Raw genomic sequence first — 23177 nt, forward strand, 5'->3', positions numbered from 1 at the left:
AAATATATAACGTTACACTTTTTCAAATAACAGAAGAATCCCCAATGTAAAAATACATAAGGGATTCTTCATATAATTATCATTTTTCTAATCCGTCAAGCTATCCACAATAACCATCTCATCATAGTTAATTGATTCTCTTAACTTCAAGGCTGTACTTTCCGTAATTTCGTCACCATCAACTAATTCTGTTAAAATACGACGTTGTTCTCTTAAAGCATTCAATTTAATCTTCGTAATTGAATCTTCTGCACGCGTGTTAAAGAAATTAGCTGGAGACAGGTTATCAATTCTCATAAGATAACCATCACAAATCATTCCAACCTCTAATTTATTGTCTTCATTTGCTTCATCTACTAAACGACTTACTACATTGTAATGGACAATTTTATTAATTTTTGAAAGTTCCATTAAGTTTTCCGTTACACTTAATGATGAAGCTGCATTGGTACGTGTACGAATACGACGTTTTAAAAGCCATGCTCTTAAACCGACGATTATACGACGAATTAACGATGCTTGTCTATATACTTGCGTTCTTTCAGCATATCTCATGTAGTTTTCCAACATACTTTTAGTGATATCGCCGTTATCCGCAAGCTCTTTAAGTGTTTTATTCTCAACCTTAAACGCTATACTTTGTAAACGTTCAAGCTCTTTTGAGTTTTCGTCATCTTTTTCCACAGATTTCAAGAATGTTAATTTATCATGATATTCTTTTATAACGTTACCATAGCGATAACTTGTTTCGAATGTAGAATGTTGATTTAAATAGTCAATAACATGTTCAAGAATATATATTCTGGCTTCTTTAAAATTCATACTTCCTATCTTAGCTTTAGGTGCAGTTGCTGTGACAAATGGTAAAACAACTTGAGCGATAACAAGACTTATAATTACCATTCCTGATGAAATAAATAATAAGTCGTTACGATAGGTAAACGCATGATGATCCGCTAAATAATATGGTAAGGTCAATGCGATGGCTAACGAAATGGTTCCGTGCACACCACAAAGTGTCATAATTAAAGCATACATACTACGTTTAGGTGGTCTCTCTTTTCTCTTATCATCGCCTTCATCGTTCATCATTTTTTGGAAAGGACTGACCGATAAATAAAACAACGGATAAAGTACATAAACCCAAATAAATCTAAATACATACACAGCTAAAGCGACTAAAGCAGTAATAATCATTAAGAATAATAAGTTATGTGGTTCAGTTTTTACAATATTGCCAATAACTTCTGGCACTAAAAATCCTAATATTGAAAAAACAAAGCCATTTAACGCATAACCTAAAATATTCCATGTATGGTTATAGCTCATTTGGAGACGAGTACGTGTCTGTGCGATACGATCACGCTCAAAGCCATGTACTAAACCAGCGACTACTGCCGCAATGATACCTGAGGCATGAAACATTTCTGCTACAAGATACGTTACAAATGGTGTAAGTAATTGAAGAAACGTAAACATATTGATATTTTCAATACCGCGTCTTGTAAGTGTTAGACGGAATCGTACTAATGCTATACCAATAAGCAAACCAACAATTGCTCCTCCTATCGAAGCAATTAAGAATTGTTGCACCGCTTCAACTAAAGAAAATGCTCCAGTAATTAACACACCTACAGCGATTTTAAAAGAAATGATACCAGCAGCATCATTTAATAATGATTCACCTTCTAAAATCGTCATAGCACCTTTAGGCAAAACTTTACCTCGCGTAATGGCTTGAACTGCTACAGCATCTGTCGGACATAAAATGGCAGCTATAGCGAACGCTGCGCCTATAGGTAAATCTGACCAAATCCAATGAACAAATAATCCAACACCAATAACTGTAGTAATAACTAAACCTAATGCCATCAACATAACAGGCTTAAGATATCGACGTAAATGGACTCTAGAAACGTTAACACCTTCAACGAATAATAAAGGCGCAATTGTGGCTACCATAAAAAGTTCAGAATCGAAATTAAATTCCACAGGTACTGGTAATAAAAAGAGGAGCATACCCAAAGTGATTTGGATAAACGCTAGAGGTACTTTAGGTAAAAAAGTATGAACAAAGGAGCTTATAATCACTACAGCCAGAAATATTAGAATCGTTTCAAATATTTCCAAACTTCCACCCCATTATTTTCTTATTTAATTAGAGAAATAAGATTTGCTTAATAACATTTTTATGTCTAATTATATCCACAAATGGTTCATCTTAAACTCTTAATCTTTTAATTATAATTTTACCATTATTCTGACTGTGAATTAACTAACTTGCATTCGTTTCTAATTAAATTTAATTATATTGATAACATTATAATTTTTTTCAACCATTTCTTCTATTCGATCGCCCGTTACAATAACTTATATTAAAAATCGGCTATTTATTTATAAATATTAATAAAATTTTAAACATAAAATAACATTTAATTAAACTTTCATTACTATCCTTTAATAAGAGATACACAAATTGGAACCATTACGTTTTAAAGATTAAGTTTCACTTTAAACATACTTAAGGAGGACTAAACATGACGATTTCCAAAAAATTATCCACTACTGTATTAAGTATTCTATTATTAATTATTGTAATTTCAACATTTTTAGATCAGCCGATATCTAATTTATTAATGGATCAAAACTCTTTATTTGGAACGATATTTCAAAATTATGGCTTATTCCCACCAACATTAGTGTTAATTATCACTATGATTATTTTAAATTATTATATCTTCACTACATTCGAGAATAAATTTACAAAGCTGATTATCCTGCTTATATCATCTGTATTTACAATTATTAAAACAAATGCACTAGTCTCAGAAACTGTTCAATACATATTATCGACATCAAATAATATCAAACATCATAAACCCATGGGTATGGCTAATAATGAAGGAAATGCAGGTCACGCTTTATCTTTAGGTTTGAGTTTCTTAATTTCGCTTATCATTCTAGTCGTTATAACTTTTATTTGTTATTATTTTTGGTTGAAAAACACAAATACTGAGGAATTAAATAGACTATTTAAGGTATCACTTATAAGTTTTATGGTGCTGTTTGTTGGCTTAGAACTTGTAGGTAATATGAAAGAATTGTGGGGACGTGTAAGACCATACGAATTAACTGATAAGGCTTCCCATTTCACTAATTGGTTGACAATTAATGGAAATACTGGACACAGTTCGTTCCCTTCTGGACATACGGGAAATGGGGCGTTTTTAATGTTCTTAGCTTTCTATTTTAAAAAATTATCTTCAAGAAAAATAATGTTTATAATTGGTCTAATATACAGTGTATTAATGGCACTAAGTAGAATTCGAATTGGTGCACATTTCACTAGTGATGTAACAATGAGCTTAATCATTATGTTTTCTCTTATGCTAATAGGAGATTATCTTATCAATAAGATAACGACAAATCAAAATAAACAATAATGTTAATTATATTACTGGAGTGAGACGAAATTCGTTTCGAATTCGTTACTCACTCCTTTTTATTTTAAAATTACAAATTCCAATCGCTTTCTTTATATTAAGATGTCATACAATTCAATGATAATGACGCGTCAATTGTGACGAAAGTCACATCAATTAACTTTCACTTACTTTACACTTTAATTAAAATCTTCTTTCTAACAAAACATAGTGGGACAATTTAAAGACGTCAAAATAATAGGAGGGCTCACATGTCAAAGACATTATTGAAATTATTAATTGCATTTATTTTTCTTATTTCTGCAATTGTTTTTATAATGCATAAAGAATGGATTTTCGTAGCAATTTTCGGAATTATCTTTGTTATCTTTTTATTTAACTTTTTGAAAGAATTAAACCAAGATAAAAAACATTGAATATAAAATTCGACATAATTATCATTTTAATAAATATGAGGAAAGAGGATATTCATAAGTGAGGTAGGAACCATCATGAATAAGAAATATTTACTTATTAGTCTAATTCTAATAATAATAGGTATTTACTACGTTTTAGGAGTCAATAACGATTTAGATGATTTTATATCTAGCATTATTACACGTACGTCTTTAGTTGAGTTTATCATGGCTTCTTTTATAATTACTGTGTTATCCATTCCTTTTAATTTATATACTAATAGTAAAATAAAACAAATAAATAAAATAAACGAGAAATTTTCAAAAGAAAAAGTCAAACCAGATTTTAATATGGAACAATTTAAGCAAACTGTAAACATTCCTAGTAAGACTTTTATATATAAGGGGATACTCCCTATAGTGTTATTAGTGGGATTAGGATTGAAGATTTCAAATCATTTCACACTTCCGTTACCTTTTGCGATAACGCTTATTATTTTAACTTTAACCTTTGTCAGTACGATTTATTATAGTTCTATTTTTTTGAAGAATATCATCAAACATCGTTATATTCAATATACTGTTTCAATTATTTTAAGTATAGTGATGTTATATATTATGTCACTAGAAGAACAATTATTTCTAATTCTATTTTCTATCACTCTTTTTACTATTAGTCATATGAAGACTGCATTCCATCATTAACTAATGTTACAAACTAATAAGGGACAGGATTCACAATGAATTTGCCTTTTGATGAAATCTAAATCTAATATAATTATGTGTTTTGATTTCTTGTCATATGTTAAAATTTTGCTGTCTTTAAGTTTCACAATTGTTTTAGTAATCCGTTCCCTACTCATTCCACATAATTGAGAAATCTCTTCATGAGTTAGCGTTATGTCTATCACTATTTTCCCGTTAGTATGTACTTTTCCAAATGAATGTACTAAGCGCATTAAATTTGAATAAATCGCACCTTTTTTTCCATAAAAAGTATAATCTCTTATAATTAACTCCTTCTTCTTCATTTCGGTTTGTATATAATTCAACAATAATTTATTTACCATCGCTTCACCCACTATATTATTCAAATGATCAACTGTAACTTGATAAACAGTTGTCTCTTGTTTAAAGATGAAATAATAATCCATTTGTAAGACATCTAGGCTTTCAGTATGAATACTACCTTCTTTATAAATTTTTGATAACCATACTTTACCACTAGCATCTGTTTGTTTTAAAAACGCTATTCCATCACTAAAAGCATATAAAAAATTCTCTTTGTTCTTTAAGTTAAATACGTCATTATTGTTGAATTTTTTAGGTTCTCCATAAGTTTTTATTAAATGATATAATTTATAATTTTGTTTCAACATTCTTTAATTTCCCCTACTTATCTGAGTAAAGTTATTTTTAACAACGTTTTATTAATTACACTTACATACTACTCTCAAAAGTTTAAAATGAACATATGAATAAAACATTTAGTATTACAATTTTACAAACTAAATGATTTATAAAAACAGCAAAGATAAATATAGTTGACGTATGTTTTATCTTTTTTAGAATATGAGACGTACGAAATTTCTATTTGTAAGAGATAATGATCATGAATACATTTTAAGAAAGAGAAAAAATTAAATTAGTTAATTCACTCAACAAAATTTCAATGTGAATAGGTGATTTTATGAATAATCTAAAAACAGCTTTAAACTTTTTAGCTTGGTGGGACATCATTTTTGTTGTGCCTATGTTTCTTTTATTTTCTTACTTACCAACCTATAATATTTTCAGTATTGTTTTAAACGTATTAATAATTTTATTTACTTCTATCGGCTTAATTCTAACTGTTCATAGTATTATTGCAATTTTCAAAAGAGGTCGCGACAAAAACGTTTAGGATTTGATAGAAATTAAGAAGTATACAAAACTATTTTACAAATTTTGACTTATAAATTTAGTTGATTTAATGGGATTAGGGTATTATTAAACAAACATTATATAGGTGTATTAATTTAATTAAGGGGGATCTGACGAATGTATATTCCTAAATATTATCAAATGAAAGATTATGAAAAGATTAAGCGCTTTATGATAGAACATAATTTCATTACTATTATTACTATTGACAATTCTGTACCAATTGCCACACATTTGCCTGTTATTGTTGAAGAATATGATAATCAATTATATGTATCTGGACATTTTTCTAAAGAAAATCCTCAATGGAAAACAATAAAAAATAATAGCAATATCCTTATGATATTCCACGGTCCGCATAGCTATATATCATCTACTTGGTACGAAACAGAGGATGTGCCAACATGGGATTATCAAAGTATACACGCATACGGTTGCGGCATGTTATTAGATGAAGACGAACTTATAACTGATTTATCCAAATTACTTCATAAATATGAGTATCACCGTCAAAATGGAGCAACTTGGAATAATATGTCTGATCACACGAAGCAACAAATTCATGGTATTACTGGTTTTAAAGTTAAAGTTAATAAAATAGAAGCCTCCTATAAATTGAGCCAAAATCGTAGTAAAAAGGACAAAGAAAATATTATCAAGCAACTTTCTCAGAGTAATAACACTGTGGACAAACGCTTAGCTAGAGAGATAGATAAGTTCTGAAGTAAAATCAATGCCATATTTTATATAGGTATTACTGATTGTAAAAAAATTTAAATATGGTTTTCTCATTTGCATTAGCTTACTAATGATTTCGATTTTTATTTAAGTATAATAACCGTATTGATGACAATTATTTCTTATATTAATCTAAAAAATGAGATTGAACATTTCAAGTAATAGTCTTCACTATCACTTGTTTATGTTCAATCTCATTAATTTAATCAATCTTCTAAGTCTTTTTCTGCCTTTTCTATAAATTTTTCATTTTCTTTTATTTGTTCTTTTCGTGCCTCTTCAGCCTCTATTTCTCTTTGTTTTTTCATATCATAATAAACTTGTTCACGTTTTTCTTCGCGTCGTTTCGCTCTACTTTCTAATTCTTCTTTAGTATTAAACTCTTTTGAACTTAATAGAATAGTTGATTCTCTAGGTACATCATCTTTGCGATACATATAAGCACCTGTACGATAAGCCGCTCTAGCCACGAGATGCATGCCTACGGGAGAAGTTAAATTAATAAAGACAATAGATAGTAATAAACGTACACTAAAGAAACTTTGTGCATGTATGAAATAGATTAATACACCTATAAGTGTTAATAGTACAGATAAAGTCGAACTTTTAGTAGACGCATGGCTTCGTAAAAAGACATCTTGAAACTTCACAATACCAATAGCACTGATAACTGCAATGATGCTTCCTAGAAATATCAGAATAGCCGCAATTAATTCAACGATTTCGTTTATTTGTTCCATTGAATACTCGACCTCCTCCTATAAATCTAGAAATTGAGACGGAACTTACAAAAGATATTATCGCAATCAACATAATTGAATCTAGGTAAGAGACCGTATTATATATCACACTTATGATACCGACTATACACATAATGACAGCACTCGAAGCATCGAAGGCTACAACCCTATCTGCCGTTGTAGGTCCTTTAATTAAACGGAAGAGCCCAATTAAAAATGCGATACCAAATAATACAAGCGCAGTTGTTGTAAAGAAATTGATGAGTGACTCAATCATTGTGTCACCTCCAAAATCAAGTTTTCATATTGCTTGATGTTTTTCAATAAACTTTCTTTTTCCTTTTCAGAAACATCGATACTATGAATAAAAAATTTATTTGTTGCTTTTGAAATTCTAATCACTGTTGATCCTGGTGTAATAATAATTAAGATAGTTAAAAATGTAATCGACCAATCATTTTTAAGACTCGTTTCATATGTTAAAAGACCAGGATTCATGTCTTTTGTTTTAAAAAGAATGTAATTAATAATACTAATACTAGATGTTATTAATTGATATAAATAAACTGCTATAAACTTTATAACGATCCATACCTTTTTAGGATAAAATTCCTGATTAAAAAAGCGATGAAGAATGTAGATAATAACTAAGCCAATCACATATCCTGAAATAAAGGTAGAGAATAGAAAGGAATCTTCATCTTGAAAGAGCACCCATAGAAACGCAATCAAGATATTTAATACTATTTGTCTCATTTATTCTCCCCCTTTAAATGTGTATTGACTAAACTATGATAATAATGATCATCCATATTTAATTTTGTAGCATTCTCGGTAGCATTCATCACAACTGGCGCTGCAATCCCCATTGCTAATACTACTGCAATAAGAATACCTAGAATACTTTTACGATGCATAGGTAAAGGATTGAAATCAACTTGTTCGCCATCGTCATCACCAAAGTACATAATGAATAAAATTCTAAAGAGGCTATACATTGCAAGTAAGCTTGTAATAATCATTAAAGTTAATCCGATATAATTGCCATTTTGAACTGCACCTTGGAAGATGAGCACTTTTCCTGGGAAACCACTAAATGGTGGAACGCCTCCAATAGCGAAGATCATTACTATAAATGCAACGCCGTAGAATGGTTCTTTTTTAGCTAATCCACTCAAATATCGATATTCTCGATAACCAGACATATACACTAAACTACCAATAATAAAGAACAGCATCGTTTTGACGATAATGTCATTTGCTAAATAAAAGATAGCACCATGAACACCAGCAAGTGTATTAGAGCCTAATCCTAAAATGACAAAGCCGATAGATAAAATAACTTGATAAGATGCAACTTTCTTAATATCTCTATATGCAATAACACCAAACGCCCCTATAATCATCGTTAGGCATGATAAAAATACGAGTAATGGGTGTGTAACGCCAGTATGTTGATCAAATAATAAAGTGAAGAAACGAATTAATGCATAAGCGCCTACTTTCGTCATTAAAGCAGCGAATAAAGCAGCAAGTTCTGTATTTAATACTGCGTAAGCTTTAGGAAGCCACATAAAGAGTACTAAAGATGCTTTAGAACCAAAAGCTACGATAAACACAATCGAAACGATAATAATTGCTTTATTGTCATGTATTTGGTCTAAACGTAATGCAATATGAGAAAAATTCAATGTACCCACAACTTTATATAATAAACCGATGCCTAATAAGAATAACCATGAGCCGATGATATTTAATACAACATAAATAATTGCGGCACGTAATTGTTCTACTGACTGTCCAAGCGTTACTAACACGAACGATGCAAGTAACATAATTTCAAACATGACATATAAATTAAATAAGTCTGAAGTTAAGAAAGAGCCGATGACGCCCACTGTTAAGAATAAAATAAATGAAGGCATATAATATCGATTTACACGTTGTTCGCCACGTCCAAATCCATACGACATAATTAAAGTCACTACAAAGGACGCTACTGTAGTCATTAATAAGCTAAGTGAGTCTCCTAAAAATTGTATCCCAAAGGGTGCCGGCCAATCGCCAAAGTTTAGCGTAATTGGCTTATGATTTAATACATATATTAGTAAAACCAGAGAAATAATTGTATTAAGTGCCATCGTACCAATGTATAAAATCTTTGATAGTGTATTTTTATTTTTCGTAAAAACAAGTACTAGCGCACATAAAAGAGGTAATAGAATTGGGAGAATTAAAATATTACTGTTCATGCTTATCCTCCTCTCCTCTTAACACATCGATATCCGCTTCTTTTGTAACGCGGTATGTTCGATATATTAATACTAGTAGAAAGGCTGTCATCGCAAATCCAATAACAATCGCTGTTAGCACAATTGCTTGTAATAATGGATCTACAAAATTGTGATTTGAACCATGAATTAATGGTTCAACCATCTTATTACTATAATGTCCCATGCTCATAATAATTAAATTACCTGCATGTGTGTAAATTGAAATACCGATAACAATGCGTATTAAGTTTAAAGATAGAATCATGTACGTTCCTATAAATACTAAGAATCCTATCACGAATAGTAAGATTAAATTCATGAATTACCACCACTTAATGACAACATTACTGTGACAATGACACCTACTACAGTAAGTAATATGCCACCCTCAAAGAGTGTTACCGTAGTCACGTGCATCTCTCCAAAGATAGGTAAAGGAATATGTGCTTCACTTTGGTGTAAGAAAGACTTGCCAAAGAATATAGGAACAATTGCCGTTAATAATGAAATGAAGGAGCCAATAATCATTAATTTCTTAAAATCAATTGGTAAGCTTTCTAATACCTCATTCACATCGAAAGCGAGGAACATTAAAATGAAAGCCGAACTAAATATAAGCCCTCCGATGAAGCCACCACCTGGATTATTATGTCCCGCAAAAAACACATAAAATCCAAAGGTGAGTAAGATAAAAACAACAATTTTAGTGACTGTTCTTAAAACTATATCATTTTCTCTCATCTTGGCCCCTCCAATCTTTATAATTTAATAGTGTGTAAATACCTAAACCAACTATAATTAATACAAGACCTTCAAACATTGTATCTAATGCTCTAAAGTCTCCTAGTATAGCATTAACAATATTTTTACCACCTGTTAATTTATAAGCATTCATATAGTATTTAGAAATGGTTTCAAGTCCATCGCCTTGTTGTGCTATAAAGATTAATGTCACAACAGCGCCTGCCATAATAAATGACACGATTATTTTTACACTTTCTATTTTTATATTACTTGTTCTACGTGAAATATTGGGTAAACGTGAAAAGCTAACAATAAAGAGAATCGTCGTAATCGTCTCAACTACTAATTGTGTTAATGCTAAGTCTGGCGCACGCATCACTAAAAAGAATAACGCTACAGAATATCCAATAATTCCGTTTAAAATTACCATCGTTAAACGTTGTCGAATAAATACTAATGCAGCACCTACAATACTCACCATAATTGCTAAAATAACCTCTAAAGGACCAAAATCAGTAACATGAACTTGATGTAATTTCGGGAAACCAACCTGCATGATGCCATAAGCTACTAACATCGCAAAAATTAAGAGGGTAATAATATTGTAATGGTTCAATCGGTTATTCATTAAACGGCGAATACTTTCACCAGAGTAATTCTCAAATTCTCGATAAACTTTGCGATATGAATTAGTAATTGAAGCATATTTAACAACACGATGTGTTAAAGATTTCCAATCAACTTTTAATGCTAAAACTAGTCCTACCACGATAACAATAATGCTAAATATTAATGGTAAGTTAACACCGTGCCATTGTGAAACATGAGGTGCCAATGCATCTACGTTAGAACCTAGGTGCGTAACATTACGCAAAGCAGGTAACACAATGTGTTGTGTAAAGAAATTAGGTACAACGAAGATGATCGGTAACATAATCATTAAAATAATAGCTGGCAAGCTAAATAGCCATGGTTCATGAATATGTTTTTTTGGCACTTCTCTTTCATCAAAGTCGCCCCAATAAGTTTCTTTTAACATGTAAGTTGCATAAACGAATGTAAAAATGCTAGCGATTACGCCTAATGCCACTACTAAAATTGTTAATGGCAAACCAAATTGTTCTAATTTTATAGTTTTTACTAATGAGTCAAAGAACATTTCTTTACTTAAGAAACCATTTAAAAATGGTACACCTGCCATTGATAATGCAGCCAAAGTCATAGCTAAATTCATTTTAGGGAAATATTTGCGCATGCCACTTAAACGACGAATATCTCGCGTACCTGATTCGTGATCAATAATACCGACGCCCATAAACAAAGCACATTTAAATAAAGCATGATTCATTAAATGGAATAATCCCGCAAATAAAATGAGCGTGTATATTTCTGCCATAGGGCCAGTAGGATGTTGAGCAATACCGCCTCCTAAACCAACCATTGACATAATCATGCCGAGTTGACTTATTGTAGAGTACGCTAATATTCCTTTTAAATCATATTGTCTTAATGCTGTAATTGAGCCAAACATCATTGTTATAAGTCCAACAAACGTTACTGCATAAATGTAACCATTACTTAATCCTAATATTGGAGTAAATCTGAATAGCAAGAAGATACCTGCTTTAACCATTGTAGCTGAGTGCAAATACGCACTTACAGGTGTCGGCGCAGCCATTGCTTTCGGTAACCATATGTGGAATGGAAATTGCGCTGATTTTGTAAAAGCACCTATAAGCAACATTATCATCATCGGAATAAATAATGTATGCTCACTTATTTCATGTCTTTGTGCTAATAATTCTGAAATCGTATTAGTGCCAGTAATGATATACAGCATGATAAAGCCGGTTAATAAGGCTAAACCACCTAATACAGTAATTATAAATGACTGTATTGCACCGAGTTGACTGTTAGGATTACTATACCAATATGAAATTAATAAGAATGACGATACACTTGTAAGTTCCCAAAAGACATACATTAAAATAGTGTTGTTAGAAATCACAATACCTAACATACTAAACATGAATAAAAGTAAATAAAGGAAAAAACGTGGTAAATTATTACTGCTATTTGCCATATACTGTGTAGCATAGAAAAATACAGCAACACCAATAATAGAAATAATTAATCCAAACATGAGTCCAAGTCCGTCTAATCTTAAATCAAAATTGACATCAATCACAGACATCCATGGAATTCTAAATGTAATCAATTTTTGATGCATCACATTAGGAATTTGAGAAAGAAAATAAGCAGAAGCGACAATTGGTGCAAGTAGTGATATGTAACCTGAATAGCGTCTAAGAGGCTTAATAAATAATGTTACTAAGACTAACCCCATTACTAAGATGAGACTTCCTAGTAAATAGACTAAGCTCATCAAATACCTCCTTTGTTAAAAATGTTATAAGTTTAAAGCAATAATCGTATGATGCTCCTCTTTAGATGGGAGACCAATAAATTTTACTGTTTCTTGTGTCGTTTGATGACCTAAATATTTTTGTATAATTGCAATAGAAATACCCGATTTATAAGCGTGATAAGCAAACGTTTTTCTCAATGTAGTTAATCCAATATGTATCAGATCTAACTCTTCAGCAGCTTGATGAATTATACGATAAGCTTGTTGTCTTGATAACTCGCGATGCGTGCGCAATGATTGAAATAAGAGTTGATCACAAGTAAGATGTTTCTTTTCAATATATGTTTTCAATTCTATGCGCAAATCCTCTGGTAACATAATCTTAATCGAAGGTTCATATTGCTGAATCCATGACGAAACTACAACTTCCTCATCCTGCTTTAAAACTTCTTCTACTTTAAGATTTAATAAATCTATTAATCGAATACCCGTATGTATAGCTAATTTAAATAGTAGATAATCTCGTTCTGATTTTGCTTTTAAAATTTGATACATTCTTTTAATATCTTCTTTATTTCTAATAGGTTCAACTTGATTCATTTGGTCACCTCTAATCATTTAAGTTTCTTATTTAATGATAAATGATATTTTAGTAACATTAAACCTTTTTGCTTAATTTTTTTATTTTAGGGTGTCTCTTTTTCCAAAATTATTCGATATATAAAGTGAAAGGAGGTGAAACACTCATGAATGAAGTATCTCAATTAACAGTTGTTTGTACGCATATTTATCATGACGAAAATGGTAAAGCCAAAGAAACAAAACGTCGCTTTACAAATTTAAACACTAGCGCTACTGAAACAGATATTAAAGCATTCGCTGATATCATTTCTAATTTAATCGGAGAATCATTTGATAAGGTCGAAGTAGTCAAAACACAGGTTGTAGCTTAAATAAAGTATGTTTATATTTGCTAAAACTTATGTTTAAAAATCAATTATTTAATAAGGAGGTATGTAGCATGTCTAAAACATTAGAGCTTGTATTTAAAACCAATTTAAACAAATCTGCTAAATTACAATTCCCCAATATTAGTGCTACTTCTGTTACTGAGGTTAGTGCTCAAAACGCCATGGAAAATATCCTAAAATTAAATATTTTAAAACCTACCACTGGCACACCTATCAAACCCGCTTCTGCTCAAATCGTAGACAAAACAACAACTGTTATTTTTGAAACAAAATAATTAAGTTGCATTTCCGAAATTCAAAACACCTAACTAGACAGCTCAAGGTCGTTTTTAACTTTTAAAATCGGCCTTGGGCTATTTGATTTGTTGCTATTATGTGGGGTCAGGGCTTCCTAAATACTTCTACTACTTTTGATAATTTAACAGCAAATAAGTATAATAATAATGTTTCAAAAAATAGAAAGTTGAGGGAGCAAACATGATATTTTTATTTATTCTCGGTATCGTGGCAGGAATGATGGTCCCTATTCAAACTTCCATTAATTCCCGTTTAGGTAGATATACTGAATCATCATTTTATGCTTCTACCATTTCATTTTTCGTCGGTACTATATTTTTATTCATCTTAAACATAATATTTAATACCCAAATGTTTACGTCTTCATTCTACGCTGGTCATTCTTTTAACTATCATTGGTGGGTAGGTGGCCTATTAGGTGTATGTTTCTTAACGGGTAATTTATTATTGTTACCTCGTTTAGGTGCTGCTTTGACTGTTGTGATGACGGTAGCTGGTCAAATTATCATGGGTGTCGTCATTGATACATTCGGCTTATTAGGTGCAAGTCATCATGCGTTCACATTCTTTAAAGGTGTAGGCATCGTTATTTTATTTTTTGGTATCTTGTTGATGAACTACATACCTAAAAGTAAATTAGAAGATAAAGTAAATCCTACATTTTATTTATGGCTCATAGCTGGATTTGTGTTTGGATTTGCTCCTCCCCTGCAAACTACAATTAATAGTGGGCTTTCTCAACAAATGGGCTCTTCTTTATTTGCATCACTGGTTTCATTTTCAGTGGGAACTATAGCATTATTCATTCTTACGTTAATCTTTAACCGTAGCTTGAAAATTAAGACTATCCAACCCAACATCGGTAAAATCAAACCTGTTTACTTTATCGGTGGTATCTTAGGTGTAGTATTTGTTACTTCAAATATTATATTAATGCCATTTCTAGGCGCTGCTTTAACAACTATTGTAGCAATGCTTGGACAAATGTTAATGGGCGTGATTATTGATCATTTCGGCTTAGGTGTACCGAAGAATCGTATTACGTTACGCAAATTCATTGGCTTAATTGCCATTGCTATCGGTATTATTTTGTTACGTCTTTTTTAATTTTTAAGCAAAAATTTAATATTTACTATATATAAAGTCTTCTTAATGAATAATTGAGAAGACTTTTTTATTTACTATCATTTAGTAGCTATACTCAGAGTTTTCATGATGTATAATTGAAACACAACAACTTAATAGAGGTGACTTATTTGAAAAAATTTTTTACTCCCCTATCTATTCTCTCCACTATCCTTTTCCTTCTTATCGCCAGCTTTGGGTACTATATTTATACAAAAGTTCCTAAACAACTAAATCTTTCTAAATTAGAAACAATAAAAGCTAAACCACAAACTACACTTACTTTTATCGGCATTCAACAAGCTGAACAAACCTATACGTTATATTTCACTCCTAAACTAGGTACCATTTCTGATATTTTAGTGAAAAATGAAGCAACCATTACTCCACACATGCCCTTACTCGAATACTATAATTCTAACATTGAAAAACGAATTACAGCTAAAAAGAAAACATTATCCTTCATACAACAACATCAAACAGACACTAAAACTCCTCCTTTACTCCAATATGAATTAAACCAACAAATTCAAGAATTACAGAGTCGTCTTCGTACACAAATATTTTCTCCTATCAAAGGCAAAGTAACGCTACTCGATGCATTTCCTTCTAAATCTTCAACAAAGGTTATGGTCATTAATAGCGACAGACGTGTGATACGTGCTATGGTTAGCGAATCTGAACTCAAACATTTAAAAATCAAACAAAATGTAAATGTAACCTCCAATCATTCTAAATTGTTTACAGGAAAAATTCTTTACATTTCCCCCGTTCCTTCTAAAATTGCCAAGAAAACCTCATTCTATCGTGTGGACATTACTTCAGATGATCAGTTCCCTCTCGGTCGTCATTTTGACATAGATCTAGGCAGTGGCTACTTCGAATTACCAAAATCTGTAATTTATAATGACCATTTTATTTTGCTTATCCAAAATAATAAAATTATTAAAAGAAGTGTTAAATATATTAAAAGCCAAAAAAATGGGTATATTATGATATCCGATGGAATAAATATTGGAGATAAAATCATTGTGCACCCTACGTCATCACTTCTACACAACGATAAGTGATATTTTTTTACAATTAAATATTCAGACATTTTTTTATTTAATAGAGCGAAACAATAATTGTCCATAATTAATTGGTTTTAAAAATTTGCTTGTTTTTCTAAACAAAGTATTAAATAATCAAAATATTGTTTTATTAAGTGCTTTTTCGTTTACTTCTTAATTTTATTTAGTTATAATTAACTAAATAATATAGCATTAAATTAATTTATTAAAATTTATTTAATCTAAATTATTAAAAGTATTTTAACGATTAACTGACGTTATATATAGATTTAACGGGCATACTCATAAGAGAGAGAATATTAGTTGGGGAGGTTTCCATATGGCTATTTCAAAAATAAATGATTGTTTTGAATTATTAGCGATGATTACTTATGCTGATAAATTAAAGAGTATTATCAAAAAAGAATTTTCAATTAGTTTTGAAGAATTCGCAGTGTTGACTTATATTAGTCAAAGCAAAGAAGACGAGTATTATTTGAAAGATATTATTAATCACTTAAACTATAAACAACCACAAGTAGTTAAAGCCGTTAAAAATTTATCTCAAGAAGATTATTTCGATAAAAAACGTAATGAGCATGATGAAAGAACTGTTTTAATTCTTGTAAATGCAACACAACGTAAAAAAATCGACGACTTATTAAATAAAGTAAATAATCGCATAGAAGAAGCTAACAAAGAAACAGATTTATAATTTCTTTTTACTTCATAAAAATTTGTCCACTAAGTTTTCGACTATGTGGGCATTTTTTATGTATACTTTTCTAAAAGACCTACTTCACTAAATTCCTTTTCACATAAATCTCATAAAAAAATAAACTATACACAATAATTGTCGAATTGGTATAGTTTATTGAAATATAAGTAAGTTTTAGTCATTTTGTTTTGTAATATGTTCTACATTTTCTAAAAAATCTAAATATATTGAGAGAAATCTACCTTCTTCTTCTACATAAGGCGCATGTCCTGATTCTTCAAATAAGACTTTCTCGACATTTTGAAATCTCTCTTCTAATTTGTAATGTTCTTTGTCACCAATAATTGGGTCATAACGTCCATTTATAATGAGTGTTGGCACTTTGACGGAACGACTAAATTCCCTGTTACCGTTAACTGTATCTAAAAGCGCTCGACTAGCTATTGCGCTATCTTCCGAACATTGTTTACTATATAAACGTTGGCGTTGAAACCACTTCATTGCTTCTTCCCGCTCTTTAAATATATAAGGGAATAATAATAATAGCGCTTCAGATTTGTTAAACCCAGCGATTTCATCTTGGTGCTCAATCATTAATTTTGTAAATCCATGAACGATATCTTCTGCTTTTGAGGAAATAATTGTTAAAGATAAAACTTTATCTTCATATTTCTCGGTAAACTCTCTGGCAATAATGCCTCCCATATCATGTCCCAAGATATGTGCATGTTGAAGATTAAGTTTGGTCATTAAAATATATAAATCTTTAACATGATCCGCTAAATTATATGAATTAGGATGAGAAGATTTACCATGACCTCTAACGTCATAAGTAATCACTCTATATTGAGTTTGTAATTGTTGTTTTAATAAATGAAAAGCAGCTAAATTACCATCTAAACCATGAATTAAAATAATGGGAAGACCCTGACCTTCTTCTTGATAAGCTATCTTCGTTCGATTTAGCGTTTCGATCTTTTTCATATTGGCACCTCCCTCATTTGTTACTATACCCAAATCAATAAAAGTTACGCTATGAACAAAAATACTATTAATTAATTTTTTATTAAATAATTTTTGAAAACATTCCTCAAAAAAATACCTAAGTGCTACCATACTTTATGACACACTTAGGTAATAAATTCGAATGTTAAATTTTAGTTCTTGAAGATAGTCGGACGGTATAAAATACTACTAAAACAACAATAAGAATCCAAATAATTAATGACGCTATTTGCGCTATTTCTGGTTTGGTTAAAACTGCATCCACTGTTTTTTGGCAAAATAATAAACCTATGCCAGTGTACTCTATTTTTTTAATAAATAGTCCAGTTAAACTAAAGATTATACCAACAAAAAAGATGAATTGATGACTATAAATAGTAATAGGAACAATTCCCCAAGTAAAATTAAATGCTCGCATAATAATTAAAATCAGTGCAATCACAGCAATCACATATCCGATTATAATTTCAAATCGGTTGCTATAAAGATATTTTTTCCTATCTATTCTGATGTTGATAAAAATAGTAATTGGCAATATAACAATACAATAGAAAATTGAAATTGCCGTTGCTGCTTGAAATGGCACATATTGTTTATCATATAAATAAGAAATCAAGATGAAATTCATAATAAAAAAGATAACTGGATTTAATTGTAAACCAAAGAGATTACGTTGAATGATTAAAATAATTTTGGCTGGAGATTTACTTCTATATTCCAAATAGTCTTGATCTTTAGCTTCAGATTTTTTTAAATCTGTACGTAAATTTTCTTTGATGTCATCAATTAAATTAGGTGCCATACCTTTATGACTGAAATAATCGTTTATATTTTCAAGTAACACTTTATCATTAGTTCTCATGAGTTACTCCTTTGTTAAATTGTTGACGACTTGCCTATTAAATAAGAAAGAGACATCAACTTTTTCTATTCCGGTAATAATTGAATAATTCAATTTAAAATTTTATCATACATTTGTTTAATTTTCTTGTATAGACGAAGTATATTGGAATGGAACTTATCGAAATCTCACTGACGCTCTGACATATAAAAAACGACAATTCCTATTTAATTCAATAGAAATCGTCGTTTTTAATTATTATAGATAATTAAGTCTAGGTTAGTCTTTATAAAGACCACGATTGATTTTATTATTGTGCAACATCAATACGATATAATTTTAAGACTTTATCTTTTGCACCATTTGAACCAAATTGATAGCTTGTATTACCTTTTTGGATGTAACCAAAGTTGCCACTCACACTGTTATATTGTGCTCGTGTAATCGCATTTTGACCAACACTTTGTTTAACTTGATTATAAGTTGGGCCATTAGCTTTATTGTAAGTCATAGAAATTCTAGTTACATTGCCTTGGTTTTGTTTACCACTATTAGCTGTAACTACAACTAAACCTTTAGCTGTACGATATTCGTAATAACTTTCTTTGCCGTTAGGGTTTTTAGAATAGATTGGAGTGCCATATTTGCTATTAACATTTTTAATTGATTCACCAATTGTGATGTTTTCTAATGATTTTTGTCCTTGAGTTAATTGTTGAACTGTTTGAATTGAATTCCCGCTAGCTGCTTCAGCATGATTAACGCCTACTCCTGTCATTACTAGTCCTGAAACTAAAAATGCCGCTACTAATTTTTTCATAAGACCTCTATCTCCTTTATCTCATTCTTATCTTTTGCTTGGTTATAGTATACCCCAAATATTACTAAAATAACACCTTTATTAAAGATTTATTACAATTTTTTCGTTTTTTGTAACAAGCGGCTTATTAAACTAAATAAATTAGTAAATTATTTAACGTTCAGGTATATTTTCTTTAATAAACGGGGCTACTTCTTCAATAAACTTCTCTTGTTCTTCTTCAAAAGGATAAAGGCTTGATTCTGTAAACACTTTAAAGCGAGCGCCACCAATTAAGTCGGCTACTTCTTTTGATTCAATTGTGGTAATACGTTCTCCATGTTCGCTTGCAACGATCAATGTCGGTTTTGTTACGTGTTCAAATACTTCTCCAATGCTTTCTTGTTTAAAGACATCTTCAATAGCTTGCGTTTCTTCTTTAGTAGAAATTGCATTCGTATCTTCAACATGTTTTAAAAATTTATTAACTTTACGTGGTTTATGGTATCTACGTTTTTCCAAGAATTTATCTTGCTTTTCTTCATCCCAGTTACGGATTTTGTGCGCATATTTTCTAAATAAACGCTCTTCTGGTAATTCTCCTTCAATTGAAGTTGGCGTAACTAATATTAATGAAGAAACATAATTTTTATAACGGTTGGCTAAATCCGCCACAATATTAGCACCCATTTCATGGCCTATAAAAGCTGCTTCATCTATATATAAATAATCTAATAGTAGAATAATATCATCTGCAAATTCATTAAACTTAATTTGTCTAGGCTTATCTGAGTAGCCATGGCCACGTAAATCAATTAATACTACTTGGAATGATTTTGCGAGTTCTTTTGCTACATTTTGAAAAATTGAAGCATTCTCATATGCAGTATGTACCAATACTACAGGGTAACCTTCTCCCATCGTATTATAATTTAGAGAAAGTCCTCCTCTTCTAGTAAATAAATCCATCTTAGTTATCTCCTTTCTGCGTTATATCAATTGGCAAGATAGATAATAATTCTTCAACTGTTGTAATAATATAGTCTACCTCTTCCTCAAGAGGTTCAATATCATCATCGTCATGTTTAAACCATACACTTACCATACCCATTGCACGAGCTGGTGCAACATCATTTAATGCATCATCGCCTACATACATAATTTCTTCTGGTAAAACGTCTAATTGATCAATCATATCTTCAAATATCCGAGGATGTGGTTTACGATATCCTACTGTTTCAGATGTAGATAAATAATTAATAACGTGACTTATACCTAAAGAATGTAACCGGAATTGCTTAATTTTTGATTTACCGTTGGCAATTACACCTAGCTGGTAGTTGCTTTTGGATAACTTTTCCAACGTATAAAGCGTGTCATAGTATGGAAAGACATAACGGTAAAAGTGCATTTCGAAATCATGAAATAAATCTTTCCAAGTCAATCTATCTATATGAAATTGTTTAATAATTGCCTTATAAAGATCAGGTTTATCGTTGTCTTCATCATCGTCTAATTCGATAAATTTCTTTTTAAAATCAGCAAGTTGAACATGTACAAAGTAATCATGGAAACGCTCAAACTGTTCTTCAATAAATTTGTCTCTAGACTTTGTTCTATCTAATAGCGTACCTTCTAAATCAAAGACAATCGCTTTTATGTGACTTAAATCCATTTTTATTTTTCCTCTTCATTATAATAGTATTTTTATTTTAGCAAATCGCGTAAACTAGCGTAATACTTTAGATTGTGAAATTAAAATATAAAATAAAACTGGTATACCGATTAAGGCTAAAATAATACTTGCCGGAATTTGTACTGGATTAATAATAATGCTCCCTATCCAATCCGCACATAACATCATTGTCGCGCCGATTAAAATATTAAGAACCATTTGTATGCCTAAAGTATAGCGCCAATAGTAACGGCGTATAAGTTGAGGTATAACCATACCTATAAATCCAATTACACCGACATACGCAACAGCAATAGCAGTCATAATTGAAGCCAATGTAAGCACAATAAATGTAACGCGCTGAACATTTAAACCAAGAGATTGACTCTTTAGTTCGCCTAGTTGTAGCAACTTAATTGAGGGGAGGAGCGCAAATAAAATAGCTACGCTAGGTATCGCTACAACACTAATATATATCATCTCTTTCGATTCAGCCGCAGCAAAACTTCCAAAGAAATAATTAGCAATTTGATTCATCTGACTAGGTTTAATTAGCACTAATATATATAACAAAGCATTAAATAATGCTCCAATCATTAAGCCAGTCACAATTAATATTTTGATGGGATAACCTTTAGAAACCATCGTCGCCATCGTTAAAACGATGATTAACGTTAAGATACTAAAGCCTATTGAAAAAACAGGAACCCAAATAAATGATAGCCCTAAAAATAGCGCTAAACCAGAGCCAAATGTCGCGCCACTCGCTAGTCCAAGTGTAAAGCTATCAGCGAGTGGATTATTTAATACCATTTGAAACATTTGGCCCGCCAATGTTAGTACGGCACCTGTCATCAAGGCCTCAAGCGTTCTAGGAATTCTAACTTTATAAAGAATGGTTTGATTAAATGAATCATTTAGGGATCCTAATTCCCAACACAAACTCAAACTCGTTATGACACATAAGCATAAAATCCAAATCATAAATGTAACGTAAATTTTCTTCGTCATAATCTCCACTCTGTCATATGTTTAATATATTGCTCATTATAACTGATATTTAAAAAGCGGTGTAGCTCTTCAATTCATCGAACTACACCACTTTTTTCTTTAGTATTCAGGACTTAACGTTTATAAATAGCATCTCTTAATTCTTTTAATCCTTCATCAATTCGAGGACCTGGTCGAGAGATTTCATCGCCATTCACTGTTTCAACACGTCCATTTTTAACAGCATTAATTTGGCTAAAACCATCACGTTGTTTAATAATTTTATAATAATCTGCTTTAGAAATATCTTCAGTTGAAATTAATATATCTGGATTGTTCTTAATGATACTTTCTTTATCTACTGCTTTCCAACCTTTAATATTTGAAAAGCTATTTTTAGCCCCTAATTTTTCAATCATATCATTAAAGAAAGTAGCTTTACCCGCCGTATAAATTTCAGGTTTAGAAGAAACTTCCAAAAAGATACTTTGTTCTTTATTATGTCTTGGAACCGACTTAATCACTTTATCAACATTTCGCTTTGTTTCCTCTACTAAATCATTTGCTTCTTTTTCACGTCCAGTAATTTCACCAATTTGTTTAAATGTATCGTATGTTTGATTAAGTGATTGTGCATCCTTCACATAAACCACTTTCACACCACTATTTGCTACACTATCAAGAATTTTTTTAGATGTTCCTTTTTGGGATTCATGAGCAAGTATTAAATCAGGTTTCGCTTTAAGTAACGCTTCTTTATTTAAGTTCATCGCATCAAACTGTTGTTTTCCTTTTTTAACATTTTTAGGATAATCATCCACTGTTGAAACACCTACAATATTTTTTCCTAATCCTAGTTCATATAAAATTTCTGTGTTACTTGGCATTAGGGAAATGATGCGCTTATAAGATTTATCGTTCGTCTTACCATCTTTAGAAGTTGTCTGTTCTGTTGATTTATCTGAGTGCTGACTTTGTTTATTACCTTCTTTATGTTGATTACTTGGACCACATGCTACTAAAACAAGCATCAAAGCTAGAAGTACAAACCATACCTTACTATTCTTCATCGATACATTA

27 protein-coding genes are annotated in these 23177 nt (G+C 30.8%); 10 read left to right on the plus strand and 17 right to left on the minus strand.

The features are described from left to right. Nucleotides 1–87: 87 nt before the first annotated feature. Nucleotides 88–2130 carry a cation:proton antiporter gene (locus MT340_RS10775; protein WP_243589955.1) on the minus strand — a complete coding sequence of 681 codons (2043 nt, stop codon included), beginning with the start codon at nucleotides 2128–2130 and terminating at the stop codon, nucleotides 88–90. 407 nt (nucleotides 2131–2537) lie between these two features. On the opposite strand from MT340_RS10775, the gene MT340_RS10780 reads away from it, so the two are divergent. The 3 genes from MT340_RS10780 (at nucleotide 2538) to MT340_RS10790 (ending at nucleotide 4543) form a co-directional block, all read left to right on the plus strand. After that, a complete protein-coding gene (locus MT340_RS10780) occupies nucleotides 2538–3443 on the plus strand; it encodes a phosphatase PAP2 family protein (RefSeq protein WP_243589956.1) in 906 nt (301 codons plus the stop codon). Nucleotides 3444–3694: 251 nt separating this feature from the next. Then, a complete protein-coding gene (locus MT340_RS10785; protein WP_243589957.1) occupies nucleotides 3695–3859 on the plus strand; it encodes a hypothetical protein in 165 nt (54 codons plus the stop codon). A gap of 75 nt (nucleotides 3860–3934) precedes the next feature. Further along, nucleotides 3935–4543, plus strand: a complete 609-nt coding sequence (locus MT340_RS10790) for a hypothetical protein (protein ID WP_243589958.1) — start codon at nucleotides 3935–3937, stop codon at nucleotides 4541–4543. Here the strand turns inward: MT340_RS10790 and MT340_RS10795 are convergent. After that, nucleotides 4540–5217 (minus strand): Crp/Fnr family transcriptional regulator, encoded by a 678-nt coding sequence (locus tag MT340_RS10795; protein WP_243589959.1) that lies wholly within the window; start codon nucleotides 5215–5217, stop codon nucleotides 4540–4542. The genes MT340_RS10790 and MT340_RS10795 overlap by 4 nt on opposite strands. Nucleotides 5218–5528: 311 nt before the next feature. Between MT340_RS10795 and MT340_RS10800 the strand changes: the two genes are divergently transcribed. After that, the gene (locus MT340_RS10800; protein ID WP_243589960.1) at nucleotides 5529–5741 is read left to right on the plus strand and encodes a DUF6007 family protein; all 213 of its coding nucleotides are present in this window, start codon (nucleotides 5529–5531) and stop codon (nucleotides 5739–5741) included. A gap of 137 nt (nucleotides 5742–5878) precedes the next feature. Then, nucleotides 5879–6484 carry an FMN-binding negative transcriptional regulator gene (locus MT340_RS10805; RefSeq protein ID WP_243589961.1) on the plus strand — a complete coding sequence of 202 codons (606 nt, stop codon included), beginning with the start codon at nucleotides 5879–5881 and terminating at the stop codon, nucleotides 6482–6484. Between the two features lie 221 nt (nucleotides 6485–6705). Here MT340_RS10805 and MT340_RS10810 read toward each other — a convergent pair whose 3' ends face one another. Genes MT340_RS10810 through MT340_RS10845 form a run of 8 tightly spaced genes read right to left on the minus strand, consistent with a single transcriptional unit; the run spans nucleotide 6706 to nucleotide 13224 of the window. Continuing rightward, entirely contained in the window at nucleotides 6706–7239 is a 534-nt protein-coding gene (locus MT340_RS10810; protein WP_243589962.1) for a Na+/H+ antiporter subunit G, read from the minus strand. Beyond that, complete coding sequence (gene mnhF2, locus MT340_RS10815; RefSeq protein WP_243589963.1) at nucleotides 7214–7516, minus strand: Na+/H+ antiporter Mnh2 subunit F; 303 nt, start codon at nucleotides 7514–7516, stop codon at nucleotides 7214–7216. The genes MT340_RS10810 and mnhF2 overlap by 26 nt, the downstream gene beginning before the upstream one ends. Further along, nucleotides 7513–7995 carry a Na+/H+ antiporter Mnh2 subunit E gene (mnhE2, locus tag MT340_RS10820; RefSeq protein ID WP_243589964.1) on the minus strand — a complete coding sequence of 161 codons (483 nt, stop codon included), beginning with the start codon at nucleotides 7993–7995 and terminating at the stop codon, nucleotides 7513–7515. Before mnhE2 ends, mnhF2 begins: the two co-directional genes overlap by 4 nt. Next, nucleotides 7992–9491 (minus strand): Na+/H+ antiporter Mnh2 subunit D, encoded by a 1500-nt coding sequence (gene mnhD2, locus MT340_RS10825; RefSeq protein ID WP_243589965.1) that lies wholly within the window; start codon nucleotides 9489–9491, stop codon nucleotides 7992–7994. Before mnhD2 ends, mnhE2 begins: the two co-directional genes overlap by 4 nt. After that, on the minus strand, nucleotides 9481–9831 hold the full coding sequence (gene mnhC2, locus MT340_RS10830) for a Na+/H+ antiporter Mnh2 subunit C (protein ID WP_243589966.1): 351 nt from the start codon (nucleotides 9829–9831) through the stop codon (nucleotides 9481–9483). The genes mnhD2 and mnhC2 overlap by 11 nt, the downstream gene beginning before the upstream one ends. Further along, nucleotides 9828–10253, minus strand: coding sequence for a Na+/H+ antiporter Mnh2 subunit B (gene mnhB2 / locus MT340_RS10835; RefSeq protein WP_243589967.1), 426 nt, complete (start codon nucleotides 10251–10253; stop codon nucleotides 9828–9830). The genes mnhC2 and mnhB2 overlap by 4 nt, the downstream gene beginning before the upstream one ends. Then, nucleotides 10240–12642 (minus strand): DUF4040 family protein, encoded by a 2403-nt coding sequence (locus MT340_RS10840; RefSeq protein ID WP_243589968.1) that lies wholly within the window; start codon nucleotides 12640–12642, stop codon nucleotides 10240–10242. The genes mnhB2 and MT340_RS10840 overlap by 14 nt, the downstream gene beginning before the upstream one ends. A gap of 24 nt (nucleotides 12643–12666) precedes the next feature. Continuing rightward, the gene (locus MT340_RS10845) at nucleotides 12667–13224 is read right to left on the minus strand and encodes a tyrosine-type recombinase/integrase (protein WP_243589969.1); all 558 of its coding nucleotides are present in this window, start codon (nucleotides 13222–13224) and stop codon (nucleotides 12667–12669) included. A gap of 146 nt (nucleotides 13225–13370) precedes the next feature. Here MT340_RS10845 and sroA point away from each other — a divergent pair, with 146 nt between their 5' ends. The 5 genes from sroA to sarA all read left to right on the plus strand — a co-directional run bounded on the left by sroA (nucleotide 13371) and on the right by sarA (nucleotide 16784). Next, nucleotides 13371–13577, plus strand: a complete 207-nt coding sequence (sroA, locus tag MT340_RS10850) for a sigS mRNA-stabilizing protein SroA (RefSeq protein ID WP_243589970.1) — start codon at nucleotides 13371–13373, stop codon at nucleotides 13575–13577. Between the two features lie 68 nt (nucleotides 13578–13645). After that, complete coding sequence (locus tag MT340_RS10855) at nucleotides 13646–13870, plus strand: DUF2922 domain-containing protein (protein ID WP_243589971.1); 225 nt, start codon at nucleotides 13646–13648, stop codon at nucleotides 13868–13870. A 202-nt stretch (nucleotides 13871–14072) separates the two neighbouring features. Then, nucleotides 14073–14999: a DMT family transporter gene (locus tag MT340_RS10860; RefSeq protein WP_243589972.1), complete on the plus strand. Its 927-nt coding sequence runs from the start codon at nucleotides 14073–14075 to the stop codon at nucleotides 14997–14999. Between the two features lie 149 nt (nucleotides 15000–15148). Next, nucleotides 15149–16087, plus strand: a complete 939-nt coding sequence (locus tag MT340_RS10865) for an RND family efflux transporter (protein WP_279390496.1) — start codon at nucleotides 15149–15151, stop codon at nucleotides 16085–16087. 322 nt (nucleotides 16088–16409) lie between these two features. Further along, nucleotides 16410–16784 carry a global transcriptional regulator SarA gene (gene sarA / locus MT340_RS10870; protein ID WP_103297334.1) on the plus strand — a complete coding sequence of 125 codons (375 nt, stop codon included), beginning with the start codon at nucleotides 16410–16412 and terminating at the stop codon, nucleotides 16782–16784. A gap of 177 nt (nucleotides 16785–16961) precedes the next feature. Here sarA and MT340_RS10875 read toward each other — a convergent pair whose 3' ends face one another. The 7 genes from MT340_RS10875 to MT340_RS10905 form a co-directional block, all read right to left on the minus strand. After that, complete coding sequence (locus tag MT340_RS10875; RefSeq protein WP_243589974.1) at nucleotides 16962–17771, minus strand: alpha/beta fold hydrolase; 810 nt, start codon at nucleotides 17769–17771, stop codon at nucleotides 16962–16964. A 166-nt stretch (nucleotides 17772–17937) separates the two neighbouring features. Continuing rightward, on the minus strand, nucleotides 17938–18654 hold the full coding sequence (locus MT340_RS10880; RefSeq protein ID WP_243603861.1) for a hypothetical protein: 717 nt from the start codon (nucleotides 18652–18654) through the stop codon (nucleotides 17938–17940). Nucleotides 18655–18943: 289 nt separating this feature from the next. Further along, on the minus strand, nucleotides 18944–19453 hold the full coding sequence (locus MT340_RS10885) for an SA0570 family protein (protein ID WP_243589975.1): 510 nt from the start codon (nucleotides 19451–19453) through the stop codon (nucleotides 18944–18946). Nucleotides 19454–19606: 153 nt separating this feature from the next. Next, nucleotides 19607–20401, minus strand: coding sequence for an alpha/beta fold hydrolase (locus tag MT340_RS10890; RefSeq protein WP_243603862.1), 795 nt, complete (start codon nucleotides 20399–20401; stop codon nucleotides 19607–19609). A gap of 1 nt (nucleotide 20402) precedes the next feature. Beyond that, nucleotides 20403–21107: an HAD family hydrolase gene (locus MT340_RS10895; protein ID WP_243603863.1), complete on the minus strand. Its 705-nt coding sequence runs from the start codon at nucleotides 21105–21107 to the stop codon at nucleotides 20403–20405. A gap of 54 nt (nucleotides 21108–21161) precedes the next feature. After that, nucleotides 21162–22118, minus strand: coding sequence for a FecCD family ABC transporter permease (locus tag MT340_RS10900; RefSeq protein WP_243603864.1), 957 nt, complete (start codon nucleotides 22116–22118; stop codon nucleotides 21162–21164). A gap of 113 nt (nucleotides 22119–22231) precedes the next feature. Beyond that, the gene (locus MT340_RS10905; RefSeq protein WP_243589978.1) at nucleotides 22232–23167 is read right to left on the minus strand and encodes an ABC transporter substrate-binding protein; all 936 of its coding nucleotides are present in this window, start codon (nucleotides 23165–23167) and stop codon (nucleotides 22232–22234) included. Between the last annotated feature and the right edge of the window lie 10 nt (nucleotides 23168–23177).

Origin of the sequence: Staphylococcus sp. NRL 16/872 (assembly GCF_022815905.2) — a bacterium.
In the GTDB taxonomy this organism is placed as follows: Bacteria; Bacillota; Bacilli; order Staphylococcales; family Staphylococcaceae; genus Staphylococcus.